Genomic DNA, 22,017 nt, shown 5'->3' with positions numbered 1-22,017 from the left:
ACAAACAGGCGCACCGCATACGGTAGCGCCAGAGAAAAAAGAAAAGAGAGCAGGACAATGAAGAAAATCTCGATCCTTTCGCCGTCGCGAACGCAGCGACGCCGCAGCCGTCAGCTCACAGCAGGGATGCTCGGCTGCGCGTGGCTGATCGGCTCGTCGTCCGCGTTTGCTGATGACGGCAGCGGCCCGGCGGCAGACAGCACGCAATCTGCGCAGGAGCCGGCACAGACGCTGCCGGCTGTTAAGGTCCAGGCATCGGGCCATACGGATACACCGGACCTGAGCACGCCGATCCGTACCGGCAGCCGGCTTGGACTGTCGAGCCTCGATACGCCGGCGAGCGTCGAGACGCTCACCGGTGAGCAGATTCAGGTGCGCGGCGACACCACGGTCAACGAGGCCATTACGCGTGCGGCCGGCTTTGCCACCGACGCGGCACCCGGCAATGGCGGCACGTCGGTCTCGGTGCGCGGCTTCAGCGGGCCAAAGTCGATCACGACGCTCTATGACGGCACGCGCATGTATCCTGGCGCAGGCACGGTGACCTTTCCGTTCGATACGTGGTCGGTCGACCGGATCGAGGTGCTGCGCGGTCCGGCGTCGGTGCTCTACGGTGAGGGTGGCATCGGCGGCGTGATCAACGTCGTGCCGAAGGCGCCGCAGCGCGACTACGCGACCACGGTCCAGCTCGGCGCGGGCGCCTATGGCGAGAAGCGCGTGGCGCTCGATACGACGGGCGCGCTCGGGCCCATGCTGTCATACCGCTTTTACGTGAGCGACGACCGCTCGAACGGCTGGGTACCGCGCGGCGATTCGCATACCACGGCGCTCGGCGGCGCATTGCGGCTCGACGTCGATCCGACCTTGTCATTCACACTCGACTACGACTACGGCCGCCAGAAGCCGGCGCGCTATTTCGGGATTCCGGTGCTCGACGGTGCGCTCAATCCGGCGTTCCGCTACCAGAACTACAACGTCGCCGATTCCGCGATCTCCTATTACGACCAGTGGACGCGGCTGAACGCGAAGTGGCACGCCATGCCTGGCATCACGGTGCGCAACCAGCTCTATTATTTGCTGACCAACCGCCACTGGCACGATAGCGAGAGCTACGCCCTGCAGCCGGATGGCGATGTGTTGCGCAGCGATTACATCGAGATCCTCCATCATCAGCGGCAGATCGGCGACCAGCTCGACACGACGATCGACGGGCGTGCATGGGGCCATCAGAACCGGCTGGTCGTCGGCGCGGACTTCAATGTGATCTCGTTTGTCGATACAAGCAATTCACCATACGGCGGCTCGTCGATCGTGCCGGCATTCGGTTTCGATCCGGGCGTGTTCGACAGTCCCGATTCGACCGTGCCCGCGTTTCGCACCGTCACGCATCAGGCGTCCCTTTTTGCAGAGGACCGGTTCGAGCTGACCGAGCGGCTCGCGTGGGTGAGTGGCCTGCGTTACGACCATATCGACTTGCATCGCGAGACGTTCGCGACTGCCACGACTGCGGCGGCGTCGTTCGACAGGACGTTCGCCCATACAGGATGGCGCACGGGCCTTGTGTTCTCGCTCACGCCGGCACTGTCCGTGTACGGTCAGTACACGACCGGCACCGACGGCGTCAGTTCGCTGATTACGCTGTCGCAATCGAACAGTCAGTTCACGCTGTCGACAGGTCAGCAGTGGGAGGCGGGTGTCAAGAAGGAAGTGCTCGGCGGCCGCGGATCGTGGACCTTCGCGGTGTACCAGATCGTGAAGCGTAACCTCGTGAGCACCGATCCGCTGAACCCGGACCTGAGCGAGCAGGTCGGCCGGCAGTCGTCGCGCGGCGTCGAATGGTCGGGCGCGCTGCGGCTGGGCGGCGGCTGGTCGGTCGAGGCGAACGCGGCGCTGCTGCGCGCGCGGTACGACGATTTCGACGAGGCGGTCGATGGTCAGAGCGTGTCGCGCGCGGGCAACGTGCCCTACAACATCCCCGAGCAGACCGCGAACGTGTGGCTCGACTGGGCGTTCGCGCCTGGCTGGCGCGCGGGAGCCGGGGTGCAGTATGTCGGACGGCGCTTCGGCGACAACGCGAACAGCGTGTCGATTCCGTCGTACACACTGGTCGATGCGTCCGCGTCGTGGCGCGCAACGCGCAACCTGACGCTCGCGCTCTATCTGCGCAACCTGACCAACCGGACCTATGCGGTCTCCACGCAGAACGACGGCACCGAATGGCTGCTCGGCGCGCCGCGCTCGGGGTGGGTCACCGCGACGATGACTTTCTAGCCTCATTGATCGGCAAAGCCATGACCTCACTGCATATCGAAGAGCTAGGCTGGTCGCCGCCGTCGCGGGACGCGAGACGCCCGGACGACGGCGAGAGCCTGTTGCGGCGGATCGTGCTCGAAGTGCAGCCGGGCGAATTCGTCGGCCTGATCGGACCCAACGGCAGCGGCAAGACGAGCCTGCTGCGGTGTGCGTTCCGGTACGCAAGGCCGCACAGCGGCGCCGTCAGGCTGGACGGCGACGACGTCTGGGTCAAGTCCGGGCGCTGGGCGGCGCAACGCATCGCGGTGGTACAGCAGGACCCGCCCGACGACTTCGGCCTGACGGTGGAAGAGGTCGTCGCGATGGGCCGTACGCCGCACAAGGGGCTGCTTGACGGCGACACCGCCGTGGACGCAGCGCTCGTCGACGCCGCGCTGCACGATGTCGAACTCGATGCGCACCGGCAGCGGCCGTTCGCTTCGCTGTCGGGCGGCGAACGGCAACGCGCGCTGCTGGCCCGTGCACTGGTGCAGCAGCCGCGTGTGCTGATGCTCGACGAGCCGACCAATCATCTCGATCCGCGGCATCAGATCGAACTGCTCGGCCTCGTGCGGCGGCAGCGGATCACCACGTTGGCCACGATTCATGACCTGAATCTCGCCGCTGCGTTCTGCGACCGGCTGTACGTGATTGCCTCGGGTGAGATCGTCGCGTGCGGCACGCCGCAGGCGGTACTAACCGAGCCCTTGCTGAAGACGGTGTATGGCGTCGATGCGCTCGTCGACCGGCACCCGGTGACGGGACGTCCGCGCATCACGCTGATTACAGGACCGGAGTCCGGGACATGACGAAAAGGAAGACTTCCCTCTGGCGCGCGACGGCGGCCACCATTTTTTTCGTAGCCGCATCGTACGCACAGGCTGACCGTTATCCGGTTACCGTGCGCAGCTGCAACCGGGATGTGACGTTCGCGCGTGCGCCGGCGAGGGCGGTCAGCAACGATTCGAACCTGACGGAGATGATGCTCGCGCTGGGGCTCAGGACACGGATGGCGGGGTTCACGGGAATCGGCGGCTGGAAGACGGACGATCCGTCTCTGCGCGTACGCCTTGCGGGGATCCCGGAACTGGCGCGCCGCTATCCGTCCATCGAGACGCTCGTCGGCGCCGGTGCGGATTTCTATCTGGCCGGCTGGAACTATGGCATGCGCGTCGGCGGTCCCGTCACGCCCGAGGCGCTTGCACGCTTCGGCATCGCGTCGTACGAGCTCACGGAGTCCTGCGCGCACGTGATGCCGATGCCGGCGGCGTCGCTCGACGACGTTTATCGCGACCTGCGCAACCTCGGCGCGATCTTCGATGTGGACGCGCGTGCGGCGAGCGTTGTCGCGTCGATGCAGGCGCGTATCGCGACGGTGTCGCGTGCCCTGGGACCGGACCCGGTGCGCCCGCGCGTGTTCGTCTACGACAGCGGCGAGGACAAGCCGTTTACGGCCGGGGCGCTGGCGATGCCGACCGCCCTGATCGACGCGGCAGGCGGTCGCAATGTGATGGACGACGTTCAGCAGAGCTGGACGCAGGTCAGCTGGGAGAGCGTCGTCGCACGCAATCCGCAGGCCATCGTCATCGTCGACTATGGCGCCGTGACCGCCGCACAGAAAATCCGCTTTCTCACCGGCAATCCGGTGCTCGCAAATGTCGACGCGGTGCGCTCACGCCGTTTCATCGTCGTGCCTTACGATGCCGCGACGCCGGGCGTGCGTAACGCCGGGGCCGTCGAGACCCTCGCGCGGGGGCTGCATCCGGAGGTGTTCGGCGCACTGGCCGGTGCCGTTACCGGGGAGGCGCGCTGAGCATGGATACGCTATCGGGCGGCCGGCCGGCGTCGCGAACACGTCGTGGCGCGCTCATTCCCTTCACCTTGCTGGGTCTGGTGCTCGCCGGGTCGATCATGGTCGCAACAGGGCTCGGACCGGTGCCGGTTTCGCCGGGCATGACCGTCCGCATTCTGCTCCATCATCTGTCGGGCGATCTAACTGGAGCCGTACCGGCTGATGCGCAGGATGCGATCGTCTGGATGATCCGACTGCCGCGCGTATTGCTCGGAGTGGTCGTCGGCGCGGCGCTTGCGGTGGTCGGCGTGGCGCTGCAGGCTGCCACGGCTAACCGGCTGGCCGATCCGCATCTGCTCGGCGTGAGTTCGGGCGCGACGCTCGGCGCGGTGACCGCAACGCTGTGGCTCGGCGCCGTGTTCGGCCCGCTGACGCTGCCAGCCACGGCGTTCGCCGGCGCGCTCGCGGCGATGTCGCTCGCCGTCGCGCTGGGTGCGCGCGCCGGCCGGCTCGATTCGCAACGCCTGCTGCTGTCGGGGGTATCGGTGTCGTTCGTGATGATGGCGCTGGCGAACCTGCTGCTCTATCTTGGGGACCAGCGCGCCGCGTCGTCGGTGCTGTTCTGGATGCTGGGTGGTCTTGGACTGGCGCGATGGGACCTGCTGGGCGCGCCAGCCGCGTTCGCCGTCGGCGGCATGGTGCTGCTGGCCGCACGCCGGCGTGAGCTCGACGCGCTGATGAGTGGCGATGTCGCCGCCGCAACGCTCGGCGTGGATGTCGCGCGGGTGCGTCGCGAAGTGTTCGTCGTGAGTTCGCTCGTCACGGCCGCGATGGTCGCGGTGAGCGGTGCAATTGGATTCGTCGGGCTGGTTGCGCCGCATGTGTGCCGACGGCTGGTCGGTGCCGGCCACGCTCGGCTGTTACCCGCGTCGGCGCTCTTTGGCGCCGTGCTGCTGCTCTGGTCGGACGTGGCCGCGCGCATGCTCGCCGCGCCCGACGATCTGCCCATCGGCGTCGTTACTTCGCTCTTTGGCGGCGCGTGCCTTGTGTGGCTGATACGGGGCGAACGGGCGTAGCTCCCGTTCGCCGATGTCGCCAGTGTGGAACCGCTGGTTGCGTCGCAGCCGGCCAGCCTAAGGCAACCGTCCAGCCCCGCTGTGAAGACGTCTGCGGGGAGCTGTTTGCCGATAAAGACGATCTTTGTTTCCCGCAACTCGTTCTCCCGCCACGGCGTGCCAAGGTCGGCGCCGAAGATCATGTGGACTCCCTGGAACACAAGGCGCCGCTCCAGTCCCGCCACGTTCAGCACACCCTTGTAGCGCAGCATCGACGTGCCGTAAATCGTGACAATGGTGCTGAAGAAGGCTTTGAGCTTCTGCTGGTCGAGCGGGCGCGCGCGGGTTCATCTGCCGCAGCCGCTGCATCAGTGCCTGCGTTTGCGCTTCGCCGGCGAGGTCTGCCTTTGATACGAGGATACGGTCGGCGAAACCAACCTGTTCCTGCGCTTCGTGATGTTCGTCGAGCTGTGCATTCCCATGCCTGGCATCGACGACTGTAACGATCGGGTCGAGCAGGTAGTTTTCCTGCACTGTCGTCGTCGACGAAGAATGTCTGGGCAACGGGAGCCGGGTCGGCGAGTCCGGTCATGATTGATTCCCTGTCAATTAAGGTTGCTCGGTCCTGCGGGTATAACGATCAGACCGCCTTCGCGCATCGTGACGCCCAGCGCGGAGAAGTGCGCGGCCCCGACTGCCGGACGGCAAACGTCATGAGCTTGCGCGTGCGTTAATGGCATCACCCGCACCGTCGTCAACGATGGGACAGGGAAAGAGGGCGTCCGGGCATCGGTTGGGCGGAGCTGTAGCCTTCAACAGGCTAGCGCTTCAGCGCGGCCGATAGTGCGTCGGGTTGCGAACCCATCCACTGCTGGAAATTCTTCCCAGCGGGTAAAGTCTCGGTCACGCTGATGGCTGGTACGTGCGAGTTGCTCGCGAGCTTCAGCATGTGCCGGGTCATTGCACTGCTCGCCTGGCTGTTGTGGGACGTGTACGCGGCGAGCGGTCAAATCCGTCTCAAATGACGCGACATCCGCCGCACTCGGCTCTGTGTCGTTCATCGTTGCAAGCTGGAAGCGCTCGTTGCGCCTGTCCAGACCGATTGCACTCGTCATGTAACCAAAAACCGGCTCCGTCGCTGTCAACGGCACGTGCTCGTAGTGCCCTTTCAGGGCAGCGACCTTGTCGTCGACGGGTTTGAGCGAGTTGAGAAAGCGGTCCAGGCGAGCATCGTAGTCACCTTTATGCGCCGGATCGGTGGTTACCAGAGACGTATTCACCGCCTTCGCGACGGCGGGCATCGTCTTCGGGTCGTACCAGAGATGCGGGTTATCGCCGGACTTTCGTCCCATGAGTTGTGCCGCGACAATTGTCGTGCGGTTCGACCTTTTCGAGGCCGCCAATAGCTTTTCCATCGACGGGTCGTAATCAGCGCCGTTGTACACAACGAGCGCCGCACCCTGCAGCGCCCGCGCCGTCTTCGGACTGGCTTCAAACAGGTGCGGATCCTGGTCGGGATTGCTCAGGATGCTTGTGACCTGCACGTGGTGGTCGCCGAGCTGCCTAACGACGTCACCGTAAAAATCACGGCCGGACGGGTACCGACGGTGCCGCCGCCACCGTTTGGCTGCAGACGCCAATCGCAAGCGCAAGCGCGACGGGGTACAGCACGTGAGCAAGCCTGTTCACGAATTTCCTTGCGAATAGATGTAATCGCAATCGCCACGATCGCGAGCACACTGAGCGGATAGATGACCCACCCGCCAAGCTGCACGGCGTCCACAAGATTCATCCAGTCTTTCAAATCAAGAACGGAGGGTTCCTGTTCGACAGCACCCGGCTCACTGAGACTCTGATGTGTGATCTGCTATCGGACCTGTGCGGCTGGGGACCGTTCACGAAACTGAACATAGAAAATCCAAACCACCCCGCTATTGATCGTTTGTCGCTCGACGGGAAGATAGGGGCGCAGGTTACGTCGACACGAAGCATCGAGAAGGTGAAGGACGCAATTGAGAAGTTCGTCGCTGGATCCGAAACCTGAAAAACTCTATATCTTGATGCTCCGCGGGCGGCAAAACAGTAACAGCAGCGCAAGCCGAGTCTTTCTCTATTCAAGGACGTTGAAGCGGAAAGCCGTCGGCGAAACCTTCTCTCATGTGCGTAACGGACGCCCAGGTCTCGCGCTGCTAAACAGGTGTGAGGCAGCCTGACGAAGTTCAGCGTTGAATGCGGGCGGTGTGGGTCGTGAGCGGCCCATTCGACCTCGCGATGCACGTCGTGCCCAAAGCCGGCGCGAGCCTCTAACAAGGCGTTTCTGTAGGCCAACGCACGCGCCTGGAACCGCGATCCATCTGAAGGCTGAGGGGCCGTCACTGTTGCGTTCCAGCAGGCCGATGCCGGCGCTGCCCGCCTCGCACAGATCGAGCGCCATGTCTGGAGAGCGTCTGCAGCATGGCGCCGTCCGAGGCGGGCAGCGCCCGTGCCAGACGACGCATCGATTTGTTTTCAGCGGCGAAATCGTGTGGTCGATGCGCTCGCGTGCCAAGGGCCGGTGTGACCAGGCTGCCCGCGGGCCGTGCGCGGTCCGCTGCGGATTCGAACATGGTCGGCCTGGTGTGCCTCGCAACCGAGAACCTGCCAGGCAGCCACAACCCTCAGGTTCCCTACGCTCGCTTGCTGCCAAAGGAGCCCTGTCGGTGAACGGGGGCGACCACGCAGAAGAATTTGTGCTGAACTCAAATTTACGATCGCGACGAGATTAAGGCGCATATTGTCGGGATCGCCAGGCCGGCGCAGTAACTCGTCAGCGATCTTTTGTGACGCACGGTGTGGGCCATGCGGCATAGAGCGGCAAAGTGGTGAAGGACAAACTTTGCCTCATGTGTGGTGCCCGGTTATCGGGGAGGGAAAGATGCCAGGCGTGCGGTGAGTACGTTTTCCGGAGCTCGAACTTTCGTGTACTCGAAAACGTACTCATTCGACATTGCCTTCTAGTGGAACGCATATACCTTCCAGGCGCTTTCAAAAACAAAAAGCCCGCAAAGCGGGCTTTTTCACAAACGTCATCAACTAATTGATCTGGATCTATTTTTATGGTGCCCAGGAGAGGACTCGAACCTCCACGGTGTTGCCACCGCTAGGACCTGAACCTAGTGCGTCTACCAATTCCGCCACCTGGGCACGTCTTCAAGCTAGACGGCTATTTTAGCAAGATGATTAAGTTTGTCAATTCCTGCTTCAAACAAACTTGCTTTTCTCATCCGCTCGGTTGAACGCGCAGCGAAGTAATGCAATCGCTACTGAACCACCGTCCTGCTGATCCGGCAATCGAAACACAAACAACGATTTCGACTACCAGGCCTTACAAAAAAAGAGAGCCGCCAAAAGGCGGCTCTACTTTTGAATCTGGTGCCCAAGAGAGGACTCGAACCTCCACAGTGTTGCCACCGCTAGGACCTGAACCTAGTGCGTCTACCAATTTCGCCACCTGGGCAGGTGATGAACAGCAAAGACCGCAATTATAGCGACAGATTCCGACCTGTCAAGCGATTTGCCGAACGCGATTCAACCTCGCGGCGAGCCCGGCGCACTATGCGTCCCAACCACCGCCGCAGGCCCGCGTGGCGCCCGACACGGGTGTTAGAATGCCTCGCAGTAGTTCGTTGGCACGATGCACATCCGGCGTCCCGACGCGAGTGTCACTTGCGATCAGGCAGACGCGCGTCGGCTGGCGTCGAACGAGCCGGACCCAGGCAGTTTCCGGTGCAAATCGCAGTGGAGCAGAAGAGCAGAAAGCAGCAGGTGCAATGACCGAGCGCAGCCGCCGTGCAGATGCAGCCGAGCGCGACTGCGCGCATTACGCAAACGCCTTGCAGGCCGGATCACATCGCCGACCGACGTCCATGCAACGAGAAAAAATCATCGACAAGCCCTTGAGCAAATTTCCGTATCCGATTCCAAGCCGCGAAGAAATCCTCGGCGTGCTGCGCACGAGCGAAATGCCGCTTGCCGCGAACGACATCGCCGAAGCCCTGTCGATCAAGCGCCAGGAGCGCGAAGGATTTTTCAAGCGTCTCGGCGCAATGGAGCGCGACGGCCAGATCCGGCTCGATCAGCGCAATCTCTATCAACTGACCCATCCGTCGAACTTCGTCGCGGGCCGCGTCCAGGGCCATCGCGACGGCTACGGTTTCCTGATTCGCGACGACGGCCAGGACGACCTGTTCCTGCCCAACGGCGAGATGCAGAAGGTCATGCACAACGACCGCGTGCTCGCGCGCATCGTCGGCTATGACCGGCGTGGGCGGCCCGAAGGGCACATCGTCGAAGTCACTGACCGCGCGAACAAGCGCGTGATCGGCCGTCTGCTCAACGAGAACGGCGCGCTGATCGTCGCGCCCGAAGACAAGCGCATCGGCCACGACATCCTGATCACGCAGAACACCCGCAAGGCGAAAGTTGGCCAGGTCGTGGTGGTCGAGCTGACCGATTTTCCGAGCCGTCATTCGCAGCCGCTCGGCCGCGTGGTCGAAGTGCTGGGCGATATCGACGATCCCGGCATGGAAATCGAAATCGCGGTACGCAAGTACGGCGTGCCGCACGAGTTCGGCGAGGCCGCGCTGGCCGAAGCGGCGAAGCTGCCCGACGAAGTGCGCCCGGCCGACATTCGCCATCGCGTCGACCTGCGCGACGTGCCGCTCGTCACGATCGACGGCGAGGACGCGCGCGACTTCGACGACGCCGTCTATTGCGAGCCGGTGCAGGTGGGCCGCGGCGATGGCTTCCGCCTGATCGTCGCGATCGCGGACGTGTCGCATTACGTGCTTGCGCAAAGCGGGCTCGATACCGACGCGATCGAGCGCAGCACGTCGGTGTATTTCCCGCGCCGCGTGATCCCGATGCTGCCGGAGAAGCTGTCGAACGGACTGTGCTCGCTGAATCCGCAAGTCGACCGCTGCGTGCTCGTGTGCGACATGATCGTCACCGCGCGTGGCGACGTGAAGGCGTATCAGTTCTATCCGGGCGTCATGCATTCGGCCGCGCGGCTCACCTACACCGAAGTCGCCGCGGTGCTGAAAAACACCAAAGGCCCGGAAGCGACCCGCCGCGCCGCGTTGCTGCCGCAACTGCAGAATCTGTATGGCGTCTACAAGGCGCTGTTCGCGGCGCGTCAGAAGCGCGGCGCGATCGACTTCGATACGACGGAGACGTACATCGTCTGCAACGCGCAGGGCAAGATCGAGCAGATCGTGCCGCGCACGCGCAACGATGCGCACAAGCTGATCGAGGAATGCATGCTGGCCGCGAACGTGTGCGCGGCGGACTTCCTCAAGCGCAACAAGCATCCGGGCCTGTTCCGCGTGCATGCGGGCCCGAGCGCGGAAAAGCTCGAGAACCTGCGTACCTTCCTGCGCGGCATGGGCCTGACGCTCGGCGGCGGCGACACGCCGCACGCGAGCGACTACGCCGCACTGATGGCGCAGATCCGCGACCGGCCCGATGCCTCGATGCTGCAGACGATGCTGCTGCGCTCGATGCAGCAGGCGGTCTACAGCCCCGACAACATCGGCCACTTTGGCCTCGCCTACGAGGCCTACGCGCACTTCACGAGCCCGATCCGCCGTTACCCCGACCTGCTCACGCATCGCGCGATCTACGCGATCCTGCAGGGCCGCAAGTATCAGCCGCAGCCGCCGCACGGCGTCGAGCTCAATACCGCACTGTCGCCGCGCGCCCGCGCGATGCAACAGGCCGACGAGGAAAAGCGGGGCGCCCGCGGGCGCGCGAACAACGTGGCGATCTGGGAAGAACTTGGGCTGCACTGCTCGGCGAACGAGCGCCGCGCGGACGAAGCATCGCGCGATGTCGAAGCGTGGCTCAAGTGCTATTTCATGCGCGACAAGCTCGGCGAAGAGTATGGCGGCATGGTCAACGGCGTCACGTCGTTTGGTATTTTCGTGCAGCTCGATTCGCTGTTCATCGAAGGCCTCGTGCATGTGACCGAACTCGGCTCCGACTACTTCCAGTACGACGAGATCAAGAACGAACTGCGCGGCGAGCGCACCGGCATTCGCTACCGGCTGTCGGATCGCGTGCGCGTGCAGGTGAGCCGCGTCGATCTCGACGCGCGCAAGATCGACTTCCGCCTTGTGCGCGATACGCCGATCAAGCCGCCTTTGGCACGCGGTATCGCGGCGGACAAGGGAGAAGGCGCTGGCCCGCGCGTGCGCGTGATGCCGCCGGTGGAAAGTGGCGCGTCGGTGCCGGGTCCGCGGCGCAAGAGGGCCGCGCCCGCGCAGAGCGCGGCGGTCAAGGAAGCGCGCGTGGCGAGGAAGCACGGTGTCGCGACCAAGGCGGCGTCGAAGCAGGCACGCAAGAAGCGCTGAGGCTTTCACAGCGCCAGGACCGCGCGCAGCGGGCACGTGAGTACGTGCCGGTTGCGCGCGGTCTGCCTTTTGGTTTCATATTTATCACAGTGGCGCGCGTTGAATGCGCGCCCCATCAAAGGTTGTTCAGTCATGACACGTCATAAGGTCTTATACGGTTTCCACGCAGTGACCGCGCGTATCCGGCACGATGCGTCGACGGTCGAGGATGTCTATTACGACGCGACGCGCAAGGACCGTCGTATGACCGAATTCCTGCAGGCCGCGAAGGACGCGGGCGTGCGTCTGATCGCCGCCGACGAAACGCGTCTGTGGGGCCTCGCGCGCACGGAACGTCATCAGGGCGTGGTCGCGCGCGCGGGCGATCTGCCGCTTGCGCAGAATCTCGCCGAACTGCTCGACGGCATCAGCGGCTCGCCGCTGATCCTCGTGCTCGACGGCGTGACCGATCCGCACAATCTCGGCGCCTGCCTGCGCGTCGCCGACGCGGCCGGCGCCCACGCGGTGATCGCGCCGCGCGATCGCGCGGTGGGACTGAACGCGACCGCCGCGAAAGTCGCGAGCGGCGCGGCCGACACGGTCCCGTACATCACGGTCACGAATCTGGCGCGCGCGCTGCGCGAACTGAAGGACGCGGGTGTCTGGGTGGTCGGCACGGCCGACGACGCGCAGAAGAGCGTTTACGAAACGGAACTCGACGGGCCGGTGGCGCTCGTGATGGGGGCCGAAGGCGAGGGCATGCGACGCCTGACGCGTGAAACCTGCGATGTCGTCATGAACATTCCGATGGCGGGGACGGTGGAGAGTTTGAATGTATCCGTGGCTAGCGGAGTGTGTCTGTTCGAGGCTGTGCGGCAGCGGGCGGTGAAGAAGTAGTTTTTCTGTCGTCGTTCTTGTTGTTGGCCGATTGTGGGCGCCCGGAACGCGGTGGTGGTTCCGGGCGTTTTGCTTTGAGTGCGGAAAATACAGCTATTTGCGCAGGAGGCGCTTTAGTGTAGCCCCACAATTTGGCGCAAAAGCCAGTGTCGTATTCCCTTTCGAAAGCGGGATCAAGGTCCATCGGGTGCGCATTCATGAATAGATCAATTTCGCCGATCAATTTGTGATGGCGATGGATGATTACTGTGTCTCAATGTGTCCAATCGTGTCCGGCAAACAAACGTGGTCCGCGGCACAAAGCCACCCAAACCCGGCCTTCTCCGCGCCACTCCGGTAAACTACGGGTTTTTCACGCTTTCCCCGCCTCTCCCATGACTCAAGACGAACTCAAGCAACTGGTCGGCCAGGCCGCCGCCGATTACGTGAATGCCAACGTGCCGCAAGGCTCGGTGATCGGCGTCGGCACGGGCTCCACCGCGAACTGCTTCATCGACGCGCTGGCCGCCACCAAATCCCGCTATCGCGGCGCGGTGTCGAGTTCGCTCGCCACCACCGCGCGTCTGCAATCGCACGGCTTCAAGGTGCTCGACCTGAATGAGATCGACTCGCTGCCGGTGTACGTCGACGGCGCCGACGAAATCGATCACAGCGGCGCGATGATCAAGGGCGGCGGCGGCGCGCTCACGCGCGAGAAGATCGTCGCGTCGGTGTCGGAAGTATTCGTCTGCATCGCGGATGCGAGCAAGATCGTCGAGACGCTGGGCCATTTCCCGCTGCCGATCGAAGTCGTGCCGATGGCGCGCACCGCGATCGGCCGGCGCGTGACGGCGCTCGGCGGCGTGCCCGTCGTGCGTGTGACGAAAGAGGGTGTGCCGTTCATCACCGACAACGGCAACGAGATCATCGACGTGAAGGGCTTGAGCATCAGCGACCCGCGCACGCTCGAGGCGCATATCAACGCATGGCCCGGCGTCGTCACGGTCGGCCTGTTCGCGGGCCGCGGCGCGAACCTGTGCCTGCTCGGCACGGACACCGGCGTGCAAACGATCACGTACGGCCAGAATTAAGCGAATTGCGTTTCTGTTCGCTCTGACGCGTGTGAGCCGCTCCAACGGTTCACACGCGTTTTTTGTTGCGGTCGTGCCGCACGATCCCGCTTATACCGCCCGCCGCGGCGGCAATCGCGCGCACCTGGCGGAAAATGCACGGCACCGTGCGCAGACAATTAGCCGCCGATGCCCGCCGCGCGATGCCCGACACGCGCGCGTCGCCGATCATCCGCGCGCCAGGCGCTTCGAAGCGCACGCGCAACGAACCGTCCGACAGCAGCACCACTGCGTCGCGCGCCGTGCAGCGCACGGCGAATTCCCCCAGGGCCGAACCCGGCCCTCCCAACTGACTGCTCCGATCGCCAAACGGCACGCGAGGCACTGCGGCCGTCGAGGTCGCTCGCCCGTCGCTCGCGCAGCGCTCCGATCGTAAAGGTGTGGGCTGGACTGGCGAGCAGGCGTGGGGCGATATGTCAGGCGTAGTGCACATACGAAAGCGCGGGAATGAAGCCGTGTTTTTGCAGACGCGAACGGACTCTCCGAATTACCCGCGTACTGTCGCATGTCGAATGTGGGCACGCGCACGCACAGTCAGGAACGTGGCACATACACTCTTCTCTGAGGCCAGGTGGCGATTCGTGACAGACAGGACGGAATATGAAAGTGGCGATCGTGCACGATTGGCTGGTCGCTCCCGGCGGCGCCGAGAAAGTGCTCGGGCAGATCATCGAGTGCTTTCCCGACGCCGACGTTTTCAGCGTCGTCGATTTTCTCGAGGATCGCACGCCGCTTGCCGGTAAGCCGGTCACCACGTCGTTCATTCAAGGCCTGCCGTTTGCGCGCAGCCGTTATCGCGCCTATTTGCCCTTGATGCCGCTCGCCGTCGAACGGTTCGATCTGTCGAGCTATGACCTGATCATCACCAGTTCTTGCGCAGTCGCGAAGGGGGTATTGGTCGGCCCTCATCAGACGCACATCAGTTACGTGCACTCGCTGATGCGATATGCGTGGGATCTGCAGTATCAGTATCTGCGCGAAGCGAATCTGTTGCGCGGGCCGAAGTCGTGGGCCGCGCGGGTGTTGCTGCATTATCTGCGCGGCTGGGACGCGCAGTCGACGAATGGTGTCGATCGTCTGATCGCGAATTCGCAATTGGTCGCGCGGCGCATGATGAAAACCTATCGGCGCGATGCCGCGGTGATTCCGCCGCCCGTCGACGTGAACGAATTCGAACTGCGCTCCGAAAAAGACGATTTCTATCTGACCGTGTCGCGGATGGTGCCGCACCAACGCATCGATCTGATCGTCGAGACGTTCAACGCCACGCCGCAGCGCAAGCTGATCGCGATCGGCGACGGGCCGCAGATGGCGTCGATCCGCGCGAAAGCAGGACCGAACGTGACGGTCCTCGGCTATCAGCCATTCGGCGTACTGAAGGAGTATCTGGCGCGTGCGCGAGCCTTCGTGTGCGCCGCCGAGGAAGATTTCGGCATCGTGCCGCTCGAAGCGCAGGCCTGCGGCACGCCGGTCATTGCGTTCGCCAGGGGCGGGGCGCTCGAAACGGTAGTGCCGGTCGGCGACCCGCACCCGACCGGCGTTTTCTTCGCGCGTCAGACGGCGGTGTCAATGCTCGACGCGATCGACCGCTTCGAGCGGCTGAGCGCGTACATCACGCCGGCGGCCTGTCGCGCGAATGCCGAGCGGTTTTCGGCTCAGGTGTTCCGGCGGGCGTTCATGGCCGAGGTCACGCGCACGATTGCGGCGGTCGCTCAGGGTCTGCCGGCGATGGAGCCGGGGGAGCAGGTGAGGTGGGCGCAGCCCGATCTCGCGACCCGGGAACTCGGCATCGCCAGAGACACGGCGCCGAAAAGCGGGTGGAGGCAATGAGGTGAGGGTCTTTCGCTGTTCTCGCCTCGTGGAGTTTTCGATAGGAGAGAAAGAGGTTTTCGTCGTCATGCAGTAATTTCGCAACGGGCAGTAACGAGCCGTTCTGACCAACGCGTCCGGGCGGCTCTTGGTGTGGGCGCGTCCGTTTCGCGCTTTGTGTCGGCAGCGCATATCGCGTATCGCGCGATACGCGCCGCGCGTGCAAGGCCAGCCGCGGCGGGTCATTGTCAAGCAAGCAGTATTGGACTTCAAAAAACGACATCGGGGTGCGCGCCACGCGCTATGGGCGAGATATTCGCTGGCGCGGCATGCCTCGCGTGGCCATAACGACCTGAAGCAGACGTTCGCTATCGTGATCGCTGAATTTCCTCACTGCGAAGTTCGCCGTGCCGGCAATTCGGCGTGTCACGGCGATTCACTACAACAGGCAGTCGTCATTCGCGCGTCACCGATTAACGCGCCGACGGCTTTTGGACGAGGACGAATTTAAACTCATGAATGCCGATCGCCTTCCGGGACCCTTTCCCGACATCTCCGCAACGTGGGCTGCGCTGAAGAGCCAGTTGCCGATCACGCCGATTCGCACCGAAGAGGATTATCACCAGATGGTGCGAGTCGCCAATTCGCTGTCCGATCATCTAAGCGGCAACGACAACGATCCGCTCGCCGATTTGCACGCGATCGTGACGGAACTGGTCGGTCATTGGCAAGCGCGCAACCTGACGATTCCAAAAGCGGAGCCGCGCGAGGTCCTGCGCCATCTGCTGATCACGCATGGTCTCAAGCAGAAGGATCTTGCCGGCATCGCGTCGCCGACCGTGGTCAGCGATATTCTCGCGGGACGCCGCGCGATCAGCAAGAAAGTCGCCAAGGCGCTCGCGGTACGGTTTCAGACCGATGTCAGTGCGTTCCTGTAGAGGCGGTGTCGCGCGGCGGACCCGTCCATGACGTGGTCCGTCGCGGCTGCTCATCTTGCGTCAACCACGGCGGCTGTCGATCGGGCCGCCGGCGTTGGCGCTTCTATTCGCAGCGGCGTGTACGCGTTGTTGCCCGGTTGGGTGTTTTTCTCGAATGGAACGCAGGCGCATTCCAGCGATCTTTCAGCGCACCGCCTTCAGTACCCGCACTTCGCATGCGCCGCAGTGCCGTCACGATGACCGACACTCCCGGATGCGATTCCCTCGATGGCATGGTCAGAACGCGTTGCGGCCAACAAAGCCCTTGAAAATCGTGATGAAGACGATCTTCATGTCGAACCAGAACGACCAGTTCTGGATATAGAAGAGATCGAACTTCACGCGCGCTTCCATCTTCTCGACCTTGGTGGTCGCGCCGCGATAGCCGTTGACCTGGGCCCAGCCGGTGATGCCGGGCTTGATGCGGTAACGGTGCATGTAGCCGTATACCTGGTCCTTGTACAGATCATCGTGTTCGACCGCATGCGGACGCGGACCCACCACCGACATCTGACCGAGCAGCACGTTCAGAAACTGCGGCAGCTCGTCGAGACTCGTGCGACGCATGAAGCTGCCGAGCTTCGTCACGCGCAAGTCGTTGCGGGTCGCCTGCGTGATCTGGCCGTGCTCTTCCTGGTGCACGGTCATCGAGCGGAACTTGTAGATGCCGAACGGCTGGCCGTCGACGCCCTTGCGAATCTGCCGGAAAAACACCGGTCCCGGCGACGTGAGCTTGATGCCGATCGCGAGCACGGCGAACACCGGCGCGAGCACGATGAGCGCGAGCACGGCGAACAGGCGGTCGAACATCAGCTTGGGCCACATCTGCGGCGACGAGAATGGCGTCGCGCTCAGATTCAGCGTCGGCAAACCGACGACATCGACGATCGCATGATTGAACAGCGACAGACTGCGCACGTCGGGAATGAAGCGCAGATTCACGAAGTCGTGTCTGAAGGTGCGTGTGAAGCGGTAGATCGTGTGTTCCTCGGAAAGCGGCAACGCGAGCCACACTTCGTTCACGCGGTCATTGCGTACCTTCGTCGCGAACGCTTCCAGATCCGTCAGCACGGGTAGGCGGGTCAGACGCGCGCCATACGCGTCGTGGCCTTGCACGCTGGTGTCGAACACGCACACCGGTTTGAAGCCCGCTTGCGGCGCATGCTCGAGATGCGCGAGCAGCGTGCGTGCAAACCCCGGTGCGCCGACGATCGCGACGGTGCGCGCGTTCATGCCGCGGCGACGTACGAAGCGCAGCACCATGTGCATGATGCAGCGTGTCGCGATGATCAACGCGCCGGAGATCAGCGTCGAGTAGCCGAGCCACAGGCGCGACACCGCATCCGTGCGATGCAGCGTGAACGCGAGCAGGAGCGCGGTCGCGACCACCGTGAGCCACGCGGCGGCGATTCGCGCGAGCACCGGCGCGAGCGCCTTGCCGCGCCACGTCTCATAGACCCCGAAGCCCGGAAACAGCAACAGAACCAGCACACACTTGAACGCGATCAGAAGACGCTCGGTATCGGCCAACGCGATCGGTGCGGAAAAGCGCATCCAGTGGGCGAGCAGACCGCCTGCAATCACGAACAGTGCGTCGAGACATCGAGCAGTAATCCTGAACATAGGCAAATCGACCCCGGTCATCGAGCCGCGTGCCGCTTATTCGACGGTCTCGGCCTGGCGCAGTCGCGGCAGCAGACGATCGAATTCGCGTTTCACGAGGCCGTAGCATTCGCACGCGCGGGCTTCGAGGCCCTTGCGGTCGAGCACCTTGATATGACCGCGGCTATGATGAATCAGGCCTTCGTCGTGCAGCTTGCCGGCCGCTTCGGTGATGCCTTCGCGGCGCACGCCGAGCATGTCGGCAATCAGCTGCTGGGTGACGGTCAGATCGTTCGACGCCACGCGGTCCACCTCGATCAGCAGCCAGCGGCACAGTTGCTTGTTGAGCGCGTGATGGCGATTGCACGCGGCGGTCTGCGCGACCTGGGTCAGAAGAGCGTGCATGTACAGCAGCATCAGGCGGCGCAGAAAGTCGGACCGCGCGAACTGCAGCTTGAGCGCCTGTGCGCTCATCCGGTAGGCGAAGCCCGCGCATTGCACCTGTACGCGGTTGGGCATGGTTTCGCCGCCCGTGAGGACCGGCACGCCGGTCATGCCTTCGCGGCCGACCGCGGCGATCTCGACGGAGCTGCCGTCTTCCATCGTCGAGAGCATCGAGATGATCGCGGTGGTGGGGAAGTACACATGATGGATCCGTTGACCCGAGTCGCATAGCAGTTGCTCGGTGCGCAGATGAACCAGTTCGAGGTGGGGAGCTAGTGCCTGCCATTCGTGCGACGGCATTGCGCCCAGCAGATGGTTACCGTGCAAATCGGATTGAAGTGTCAACATGATCGGTCCTCGCATGAAAGTCGCGCCTCGCGCGGCTCTCTCCGTTTATTTGATCCGATGCCCGCATCCTCGGCAGTGGGCTGCCCGGCGAGCAGCTTGGATGGCCAGCATCGGCCCCGTTTTAGGCCTGTCTGCCACCGCCTCTGTTGTTGCGCTCGTGTGCGGTGACACTCTGTTGCGTGGAGGTAGTAGCGAGGACCGTGCCAACGTTAGGGAAAACGCCTGCTGGTGCGGCGCAGCGAAGAAACCCGGAGCGCGTCGGGAGAGTAAAAGCGGCTTTTTGTTTCAGTTCTGTACACCCCCGCCGGATGGGGAATGCATCGTATGAAAGCTTTGGGTTTGGGCGAATCCCTTGATATCAAAGGCTTCACGGCCAAAAACTGGGTGCTGTCGAAGCTGTCTCAGATCTGAACCTGGCGCCGCATGCGCGTTTTGAAGCGCTCCTCGTGAAGTGCCGGAAATGATTCAGAAGTGGTAAATGGAGTGCGTGCGCTGTCGCACGTAAGGCCTTTCAGAACAGGCAACAGTCGCGTTCGAGCCAACAGTGAGCGAGCCGGGCAGACAGTTCGAGACCTGCGAAGCGAGCTTTGGGGCGCTTCGCGTACGTGCGACTAGTTCGGAATGACCACTAGCCGTAGAAGATGGCGGATAGCGCATTGATCGCGCGGACTTCCCCCTGGGGTGCCCCGCATGTTTCATCCACTTTAAAGGCCGCGTTTGATGCAGGTGCAACGAGTTCTTGCGGCGACGCCGCGAAGGTGGTCGGCAGCAGCGGTTCGAGCGCATGCAGCGGCACGATACAGCGCCGGTTCGGCGCGAGATGGAACCAGTCGCGCACCGCGCGATAACGAGGGTCAATGATATGAACGAAGCGCGCAAAGCGCTTAGTTTCGATCGCAAGCTGCCAGCCGCTGCCGTCGCCACGACGTTCGACCTCGACGGTCATACCGAGGTCATCACGCGCGTGCACGCTACGCTCGGGCAGATGAAACGCTTCGGACACGATCTCGCCACTCGCGGCATCGTAGAGCGTTGCAATCGTGACATCGTGCGCGCGTGGGCCGAAGCGGTACGCATGCGTGAAATCGAAGAACTGGCCCAGATGCGCGGCCGCACTGATGCGTTGCAGGCTGCGCGAGGCAAGCGTCAGCGCGCGTCGCGCGGACGTGACCTTCACGCTGCCGTCGCGCAGACAGACCAGTTCGAGTTCGCCGCAAAACGTTTGCGCGCGCTCGTTGATCAGATGAATATCGAGGCCGTTCAGGCCTTCGTCGGTGAGCGTGATCTGCAATGGCTGCAGTGTCTGCGCGAAGCCGTGCAGCGCGCTTTTCGGCCGTCCCGTGGCGTCGATCACGCCCCAGCCCGCGCCCGCGCGCAGATCCTGCAACTGCCACACGAGGCCGCCGCCGCACGACGAGCCCGCGCGCCGCCACTCGGCGAACACGTCGCCGATCAGCTCGGCAACCACCGCGCGCGACAGATCGAGATAACGCGCCGCATCTTCATAGCGCAAGCGCGCCGGCTCGACGCCGTAAAGCGCCTGCAAATAATGATCGCGCACGTCGTCGAAATCCCAGCCTGCGCCAGGATCGCGCGGCACGGCGGCTTTCCAGCGCGGATCGTGCGTGTGGATCGTGCCGAGCGCGTCGTGCAGCGTCGCCTCGTCGGGGACGTTGGCGAATGCCAGGCATTCGGCCGCGAAGCGCACCTGCGCGCGGCGCACGTCGGCGAGCGGGCGCTGATACGCGCCGACGCCGTAGTAGTGCGTGACGCCCTCGTTAGTCGAGAACGGCCACGCGCCGCCCGATGGCGAATTGCTGACATAGGGCACGTCCTCACGTTCGCGTGCGACGAGCGCGGGCAGCAGCTCGGTAAACAACGCTTGCGCGCGCTGCGCCGCGGGCAGTCCGAACATCGCCGCCTGCTGGTCGACCTCGCTGCCGCCGCACAGCACCGCGAGCGAGGCAAAGCGACGCGTGCGGCTCAGGAACTGGCTCGCTTCGCGCTCGATCAATGCGCTGAACGCGGCATCGTTCGGGTAGTCGAAATTCGCCAGCGCGAAGTCCTGCCAGATCAACAGGCCGTACTCGTCGGCGAGCGCATAAAACAGATCGGACTCATAGAGCATCGTGCCGCCGACGCGCAGCATGTTCATGCCAGCGGCGCGCGCGAGCTCGAACGTATGGCGCAATTGCGTTTCGGTGCCTGCTAGCGTGACGAGATCGGCGCTGGTCCAGCACGCGCCGCGACAGAATACGGGCACTTCATTCACGCGCAAGGCGAAACCCGCAGCATCGGCGCCGCGGTCCACTTCGATACGACGAAAGCCGATCGAGCCCAGAGACTGAGAGATCACGTTGCCGTCGACGAGCTGCAACGTCAGAGGATATAAAGTGGGCTCTCCATGCGTATGCGGCCACCAGCGTTTCGCGTGGGGCACGCGCACGTCGCCGGTGAGTGTATATGCATCGTGCCATTGCAAAGACGAAACATGGTCGCCGCAAGAAAGTGTCGCGCGGCAGGCCGCGATGTCGTGGGGGCGTACGAAACGTAAAGTCAACGAAACTACCCCATCCTCTTGCTCGAGCCGGCTGGTCAGATCAATCGTGTCGAATGCGTGCGGCGCGTCGCCGAGCATTTCGATCGGACGCCACGGGCCGACCGTCTGAATCGACGGACACCAGCCGGGCATATGGCCGAGCAGCGTGGTGCGCACGCTGCGAAGCGTCGGCGGCGACACGAGCCGCGGCCGCCAGCGCGCACGCGAGCGTTTGGCCGCCAACGCTGGCGTCAGTGAGCGAAAGCACAGCACGAGCGTCGCGCGGCCATCCAGTTCGATATCCAGATCATGGGCGATGAACATCGATGCGGAATCGAGCCGCTTCACATCGTCGAGCCACACTTGCGCGAGCGTCGCGAGTCCATGAAAACGCAAGCGGCGCCGCCCCGTACCGATCAGCGTGACGCGATACCAGTGATCGTCGAATGCGAGCGGCGGCGGGTGATCGACATCGAGCAGACCGGCGGCGAGCCGCGCGCTCGCGACGGTGCCGGGCACCTGCGCGGCGAGCCAGCCTTGCGCGGGCAGATCGGCCGGCGACGCATAGGCGTGCGGCGGGGTGCTCAGACAGGCCCAGCCGGTGTCGAGCCGTTGCGGCCATAGCGAGGGCGCGGCGCGGGCAGTGCCTGCATGATGCGCTTGCGCGATCGCGCCGGTCGCGCGCGCACGGCCAGCATCGCCCTCGTCAGCGGGCGGATCGAGTGTCGATACATCCACGGTCAATTCCCGGAAAAACCGCGCGGCACGAAGTGCGCGCAACCACG

General features: G+C 63.8%; 14 protein-coding genes, 2 tRNA genes and 3 pseudogenes. 10 read left to right on the top strand and 9 right to left on the bottom strand.

Annotated features, from left to right (window positions below; translation table 11 throughout):
• Positions 1–57: 57 nt before the first annotated feature.
• Genes OKW38_RS11390 through OKW38_RS11375 form a run of 4 tightly spaced genes read left to right on the top strand, consistent with a single transcriptional unit; the run spans position 58 to position 5,160 of the window.
• A complete protein-coding gene (locus OKW38_RS11390; RefSeq protein ID WP_429361509.1) occupies positions 58–2,271 on the top strand; it encodes a TonB-dependent receptor in 2,214 nt (737 codons plus the stop codon).
• A 20-nt stretch (positions 2,272–2,291) separates the two neighbouring features.
• The gene (locus OKW38_RS11385; protein ID WP_429361507.1) at positions 2,292–3,101 is read left to right on the top strand and encodes an ABC transporter ATP-binding protein; all 810 of its coding nucleotides are present in this window, start codon (positions 2,292–2,294) and stop codon (positions 3,099–3,101) included.
• Complete coding sequence (locus OKW38_RS11380; RefSeq protein WP_429361505.1) at positions 3,098–4,105, top strand: ABC transporter substrate-binding protein; 1,008 nt, start codon at positions 3,098–3,100, stop codon at positions 4,103–4,105. The genes OKW38_RS11385 and OKW38_RS11380 overlap by 4 nt, the downstream gene beginning before the upstream one ends.
• A 2-nt stretch (positions 4,106–4,107) precedes the next feature.
• Positions 4,108–5,160 carry a FecCD family ABC transporter permease gene (locus OKW38_RS11375; protein ID WP_429361503.1) on the top strand — a complete coding sequence of 351 codons (1,053 nt, stop codon included), beginning with the start codon at positions 4,108–4,110 and terminating at the stop codon, positions 5,158–5,160.
• Positions 5,161–5,279: 119 nt separating this feature from the next.
• On the opposite strand, the pseudogene OKW38_RS11370 reads toward OKW38_RS11375, so the two are convergent.
• From OKW38_RS11370 to OKW38_RS11360, 3 pseudogenes are all read right to left on the bottom strand, one after another.
• Positions 5,280–5,426 (bottom strand): annotated as a pseudogene (locus OKW38_RS11370) (GTP-binding protein); the annotation flags it as partial.
• A 106-nt stretch (positions 5,427–5,532) separates the two neighbouring features.
• A pseudogene (locus tag OKW38_RS11365) lies at positions 5,533–5,673 on the bottom strand (GTP-binding protein); the annotation flags it as partial.
• 286 nt (positions 5,674–5,959) lie between these two features.
• Positions 5,960–6,791: pseudogene (locus tag OKW38_RS11360) on the bottom strand (metal ABC transporter solute-binding protein, Zn/Mn family).
• Between the two features lie 29 nt (positions 6,792–6,820).
• Here OKW38_RS11360 and OKW38_RS11355 point away from each other — a divergent pair.
• Positions 6,821–7,183 (top strand): SMEK domain-containing protein, encoded by a 363-nt coding sequence (locus OKW38_RS11355; protein ID WP_429363717.1) that lies wholly within the window; start codon positions 6,821–6,823, stop codon positions 7,181–7,183.
• Between the two features lie 1,052 nt (positions 7,184–8,235).
• Here the strand turns inward: OKW38_RS11355 and OKW38_RS11350 are convergent.
• Positions 8,236–8,322, bottom strand: a tRNA-Leu gene (locus tag OKW38_RS11350).
• A gap of 226 nt (positions 8,323–8,548) precedes the next feature.
• Positions 8,549–8,635 (bottom strand) — tRNA-Leu (locus tag OKW38_RS11345).
• Positions 8,636–9,044: 409 nt separating this feature from the next.
• On the opposite strand from OKW38_RS11345, the gene rnr reads away from it, so the two are divergent.
• The 3 genes from rnr to rpiA all read left to right on the top strand — a co-directional run bounded on the left by rnr (position 9,045) and on the right by rpiA (position 13,474).
• Positions 9,045–11,528 carry a ribonuclease R gene (gene rnr, locus OKW38_RS11340; RefSeq protein ID WP_167368643.1) on the top strand — a complete coding sequence of 828 codons (2,484 nt, stop codon included), beginning with the start codon at positions 9,045–9,047 and terminating at the stop codon, positions 11,526–11,528.
• A 132-nt stretch (positions 11,529–11,660) separates the two neighbouring features.
• Entirely contained in the window at positions 11,661–12,404 is a 744-nt protein-coding gene (gene rlmB / locus OKW38_RS11335) for a 23S rRNA (guanosine(2251)-2'-O)-methyltransferase RlmB (protein ID WP_429361501.1), read from the top strand.
• A gap of 374 nt (positions 12,405–12,778) precedes the next feature.
• Positions 12,779–13,474 carry a ribose-5-phosphate isomerase RpiA gene (rpiA, locus tag OKW38_RS11330; protein ID WP_429336310.1) on the top strand — a complete coding sequence of 232 codons (696 nt, stop codon included), beginning with the start codon at positions 12,779–12,781 and terminating at the stop codon, positions 13,472–13,474.
• Positions 13,475–13,523: 49 nt separating this feature from the next.
• Here rpiA and OKW38_RS11325 read toward each other — a convergent pair whose 3' ends face one another.
• Positions 13,524–13,766 (bottom strand): hypothetical protein, encoded by a 243-nt coding sequence (locus OKW38_RS11325; protein ID WP_429361499.1) that lies wholly within the window; start codon positions 13,764–13,766, stop codon positions 13,524–13,526.
• 347 nt (positions 13,767–14,113) lie between these two features.
• Between OKW38_RS11325 and OKW38_RS11320 the strand changes: the two genes are divergently transcribed.
• Positions 14,114–15,343: a glycosyltransferase family 4 protein gene (locus OKW38_RS11320; RefSeq protein WP_429361497.1), complete on the top strand. Its 1,230-nt coding sequence runs from the start codon at positions 14,114–14,116 to the stop codon at positions 15,341–15,343.
• 494 nt (positions 15,344–15,837) lie between these two features.
• Positions 15,838–16,260, top strand: a complete 423-nt coding sequence (locus OKW38_RS11315) for a helix-turn-helix domain-containing protein (protein WP_026225425.1) — start codon at positions 15,838–15,840, stop codon at positions 16,258–16,260.
• Between the two features lie 276 nt (positions 16,261–16,536).
• Here the strand turns inward: OKW38_RS11315 and OKW38_RS11310 are convergent, their stop codons facing one another.
• From OKW38_RS11310 to OKW38_RS11300, 3 genes are all read right to left on the bottom strand, one after another.
• Entirely contained in the window at positions 16,537–17,922 is a 1,386-nt protein-coding gene (locus OKW38_RS11310) for an undecaprenyl-phosphate glucose phosphotransferase (protein WP_429361496.1), read from the bottom strand.
• A 36-nt stretch (positions 17,923–17,958) separates the two neighbouring features.
• On the bottom strand, positions 17,959–18,693 hold the full coding sequence (locus OKW38_RS11305; protein ID WP_429361494.1) for a Crp/Fnr family transcriptional regulator: 735 nt from the start codon (positions 18,691–18,693) through the stop codon (positions 17,959–17,961).
• A gap of 628 nt (positions 18,694–19,321) precedes the next feature.
• Positions 19,322–22,012: a glycosyl hydrolase 2 galactose-binding domain-containing protein gene (locus tag OKW38_RS11300; protein WP_429361492.1), complete on the bottom strand. Its 2,691-nt coding sequence runs from the start codon at positions 22,010–22,012 to the stop codon at positions 19,322–19,324.
• Between the last annotated feature and the right edge of the window lie 5 nt (positions 22,013–22,017).

The sequence above is a fragment of the Paraburkholderia sp. MM5496-R1 genome (assembly GCF_050436205.1).
Taxonomy (GTDB): Bacteria; Pseudomonadota; Gammaproteobacteria; order Burkholderiales; family Burkholderiaceae; genus Paraburkholderia; species Paraburkholderia tuberum.
This window is presented reverse-complemented; position numbering and strand designations above follow the sequence as displayed.

Coding starts and splice junctions, on each gene's coding strand:
- OKW38_RS11390 (WP_429361509.1), top strand. CDS start 58: ATGAAGAAAATCTCGATCCTTTCGCCGTCGCGAACGCAGCGACGCCGC.
- OKW38_RS11385 (WP_429361507.1), top strand. CDS start 2,292: ATGACCTCACTGCATATCGAAGAGCTAGGCTGGTCGCCGCCGTCGCGG.
- OKW38_RS11380 (WP_429361505.1), top strand. CDS start 3,098: ATGACGAAAAGGAAGACTTCCCTCTGGCGCGCGACGGCGGCCACCATT.
- OKW38_RS11375 (WP_429361503.1), top strand. CDS start 4,108: ATGGATACGCTATCGGGCGGCCGGCCGGCGTCGCGAACACGTCGTGGC.
- rnr (WP_167368643.1), top strand. CDS start 9,045: ATGCAACGAGAAAAAATCATCGACAAGCCCTTGAGCAAATTTCCGTAT.
- rlmB (WP_429361501.1), top strand. CDS start 11,661: ATGACACGTCATAAGGTCTTATACGGTTTCCACGCAGTGACCGCGCGT.
- rpiA (WP_429336310.1), top strand. CDS start 12,779: ATGACTCAAGACGAACTCAAGCAACTGGTCGGCCAGGCCGCCGCCGAT.
- OKW38_RS11320 (WP_429361497.1), top strand. CDS start 14,114: ATGAAAGTGGCGATCGTGCACGATTGGCTGGTCGCTCCCGGCGGCGCC.
- OKW38_RS11315 (WP_026225425.1), top strand. CDS start 15,838: ATGAATGCCGATCGCCTTCCGGGACCCTTTCCCGACATCTCCGCAACG.
- OKW38_RS11310 (WP_429361496.1), bottom strand. CDS start 17,922: ATGTTCAGGATTACTGCTCGATGTCTCGACGCACTGTTCGTGATTGCA.
- OKW38_RS11305 (WP_429361494.1), bottom strand. CDS start 18,693: ATGTTGACACTTCAATCCGATTTGCACGGTAACCATCTGCTGGGCGCA.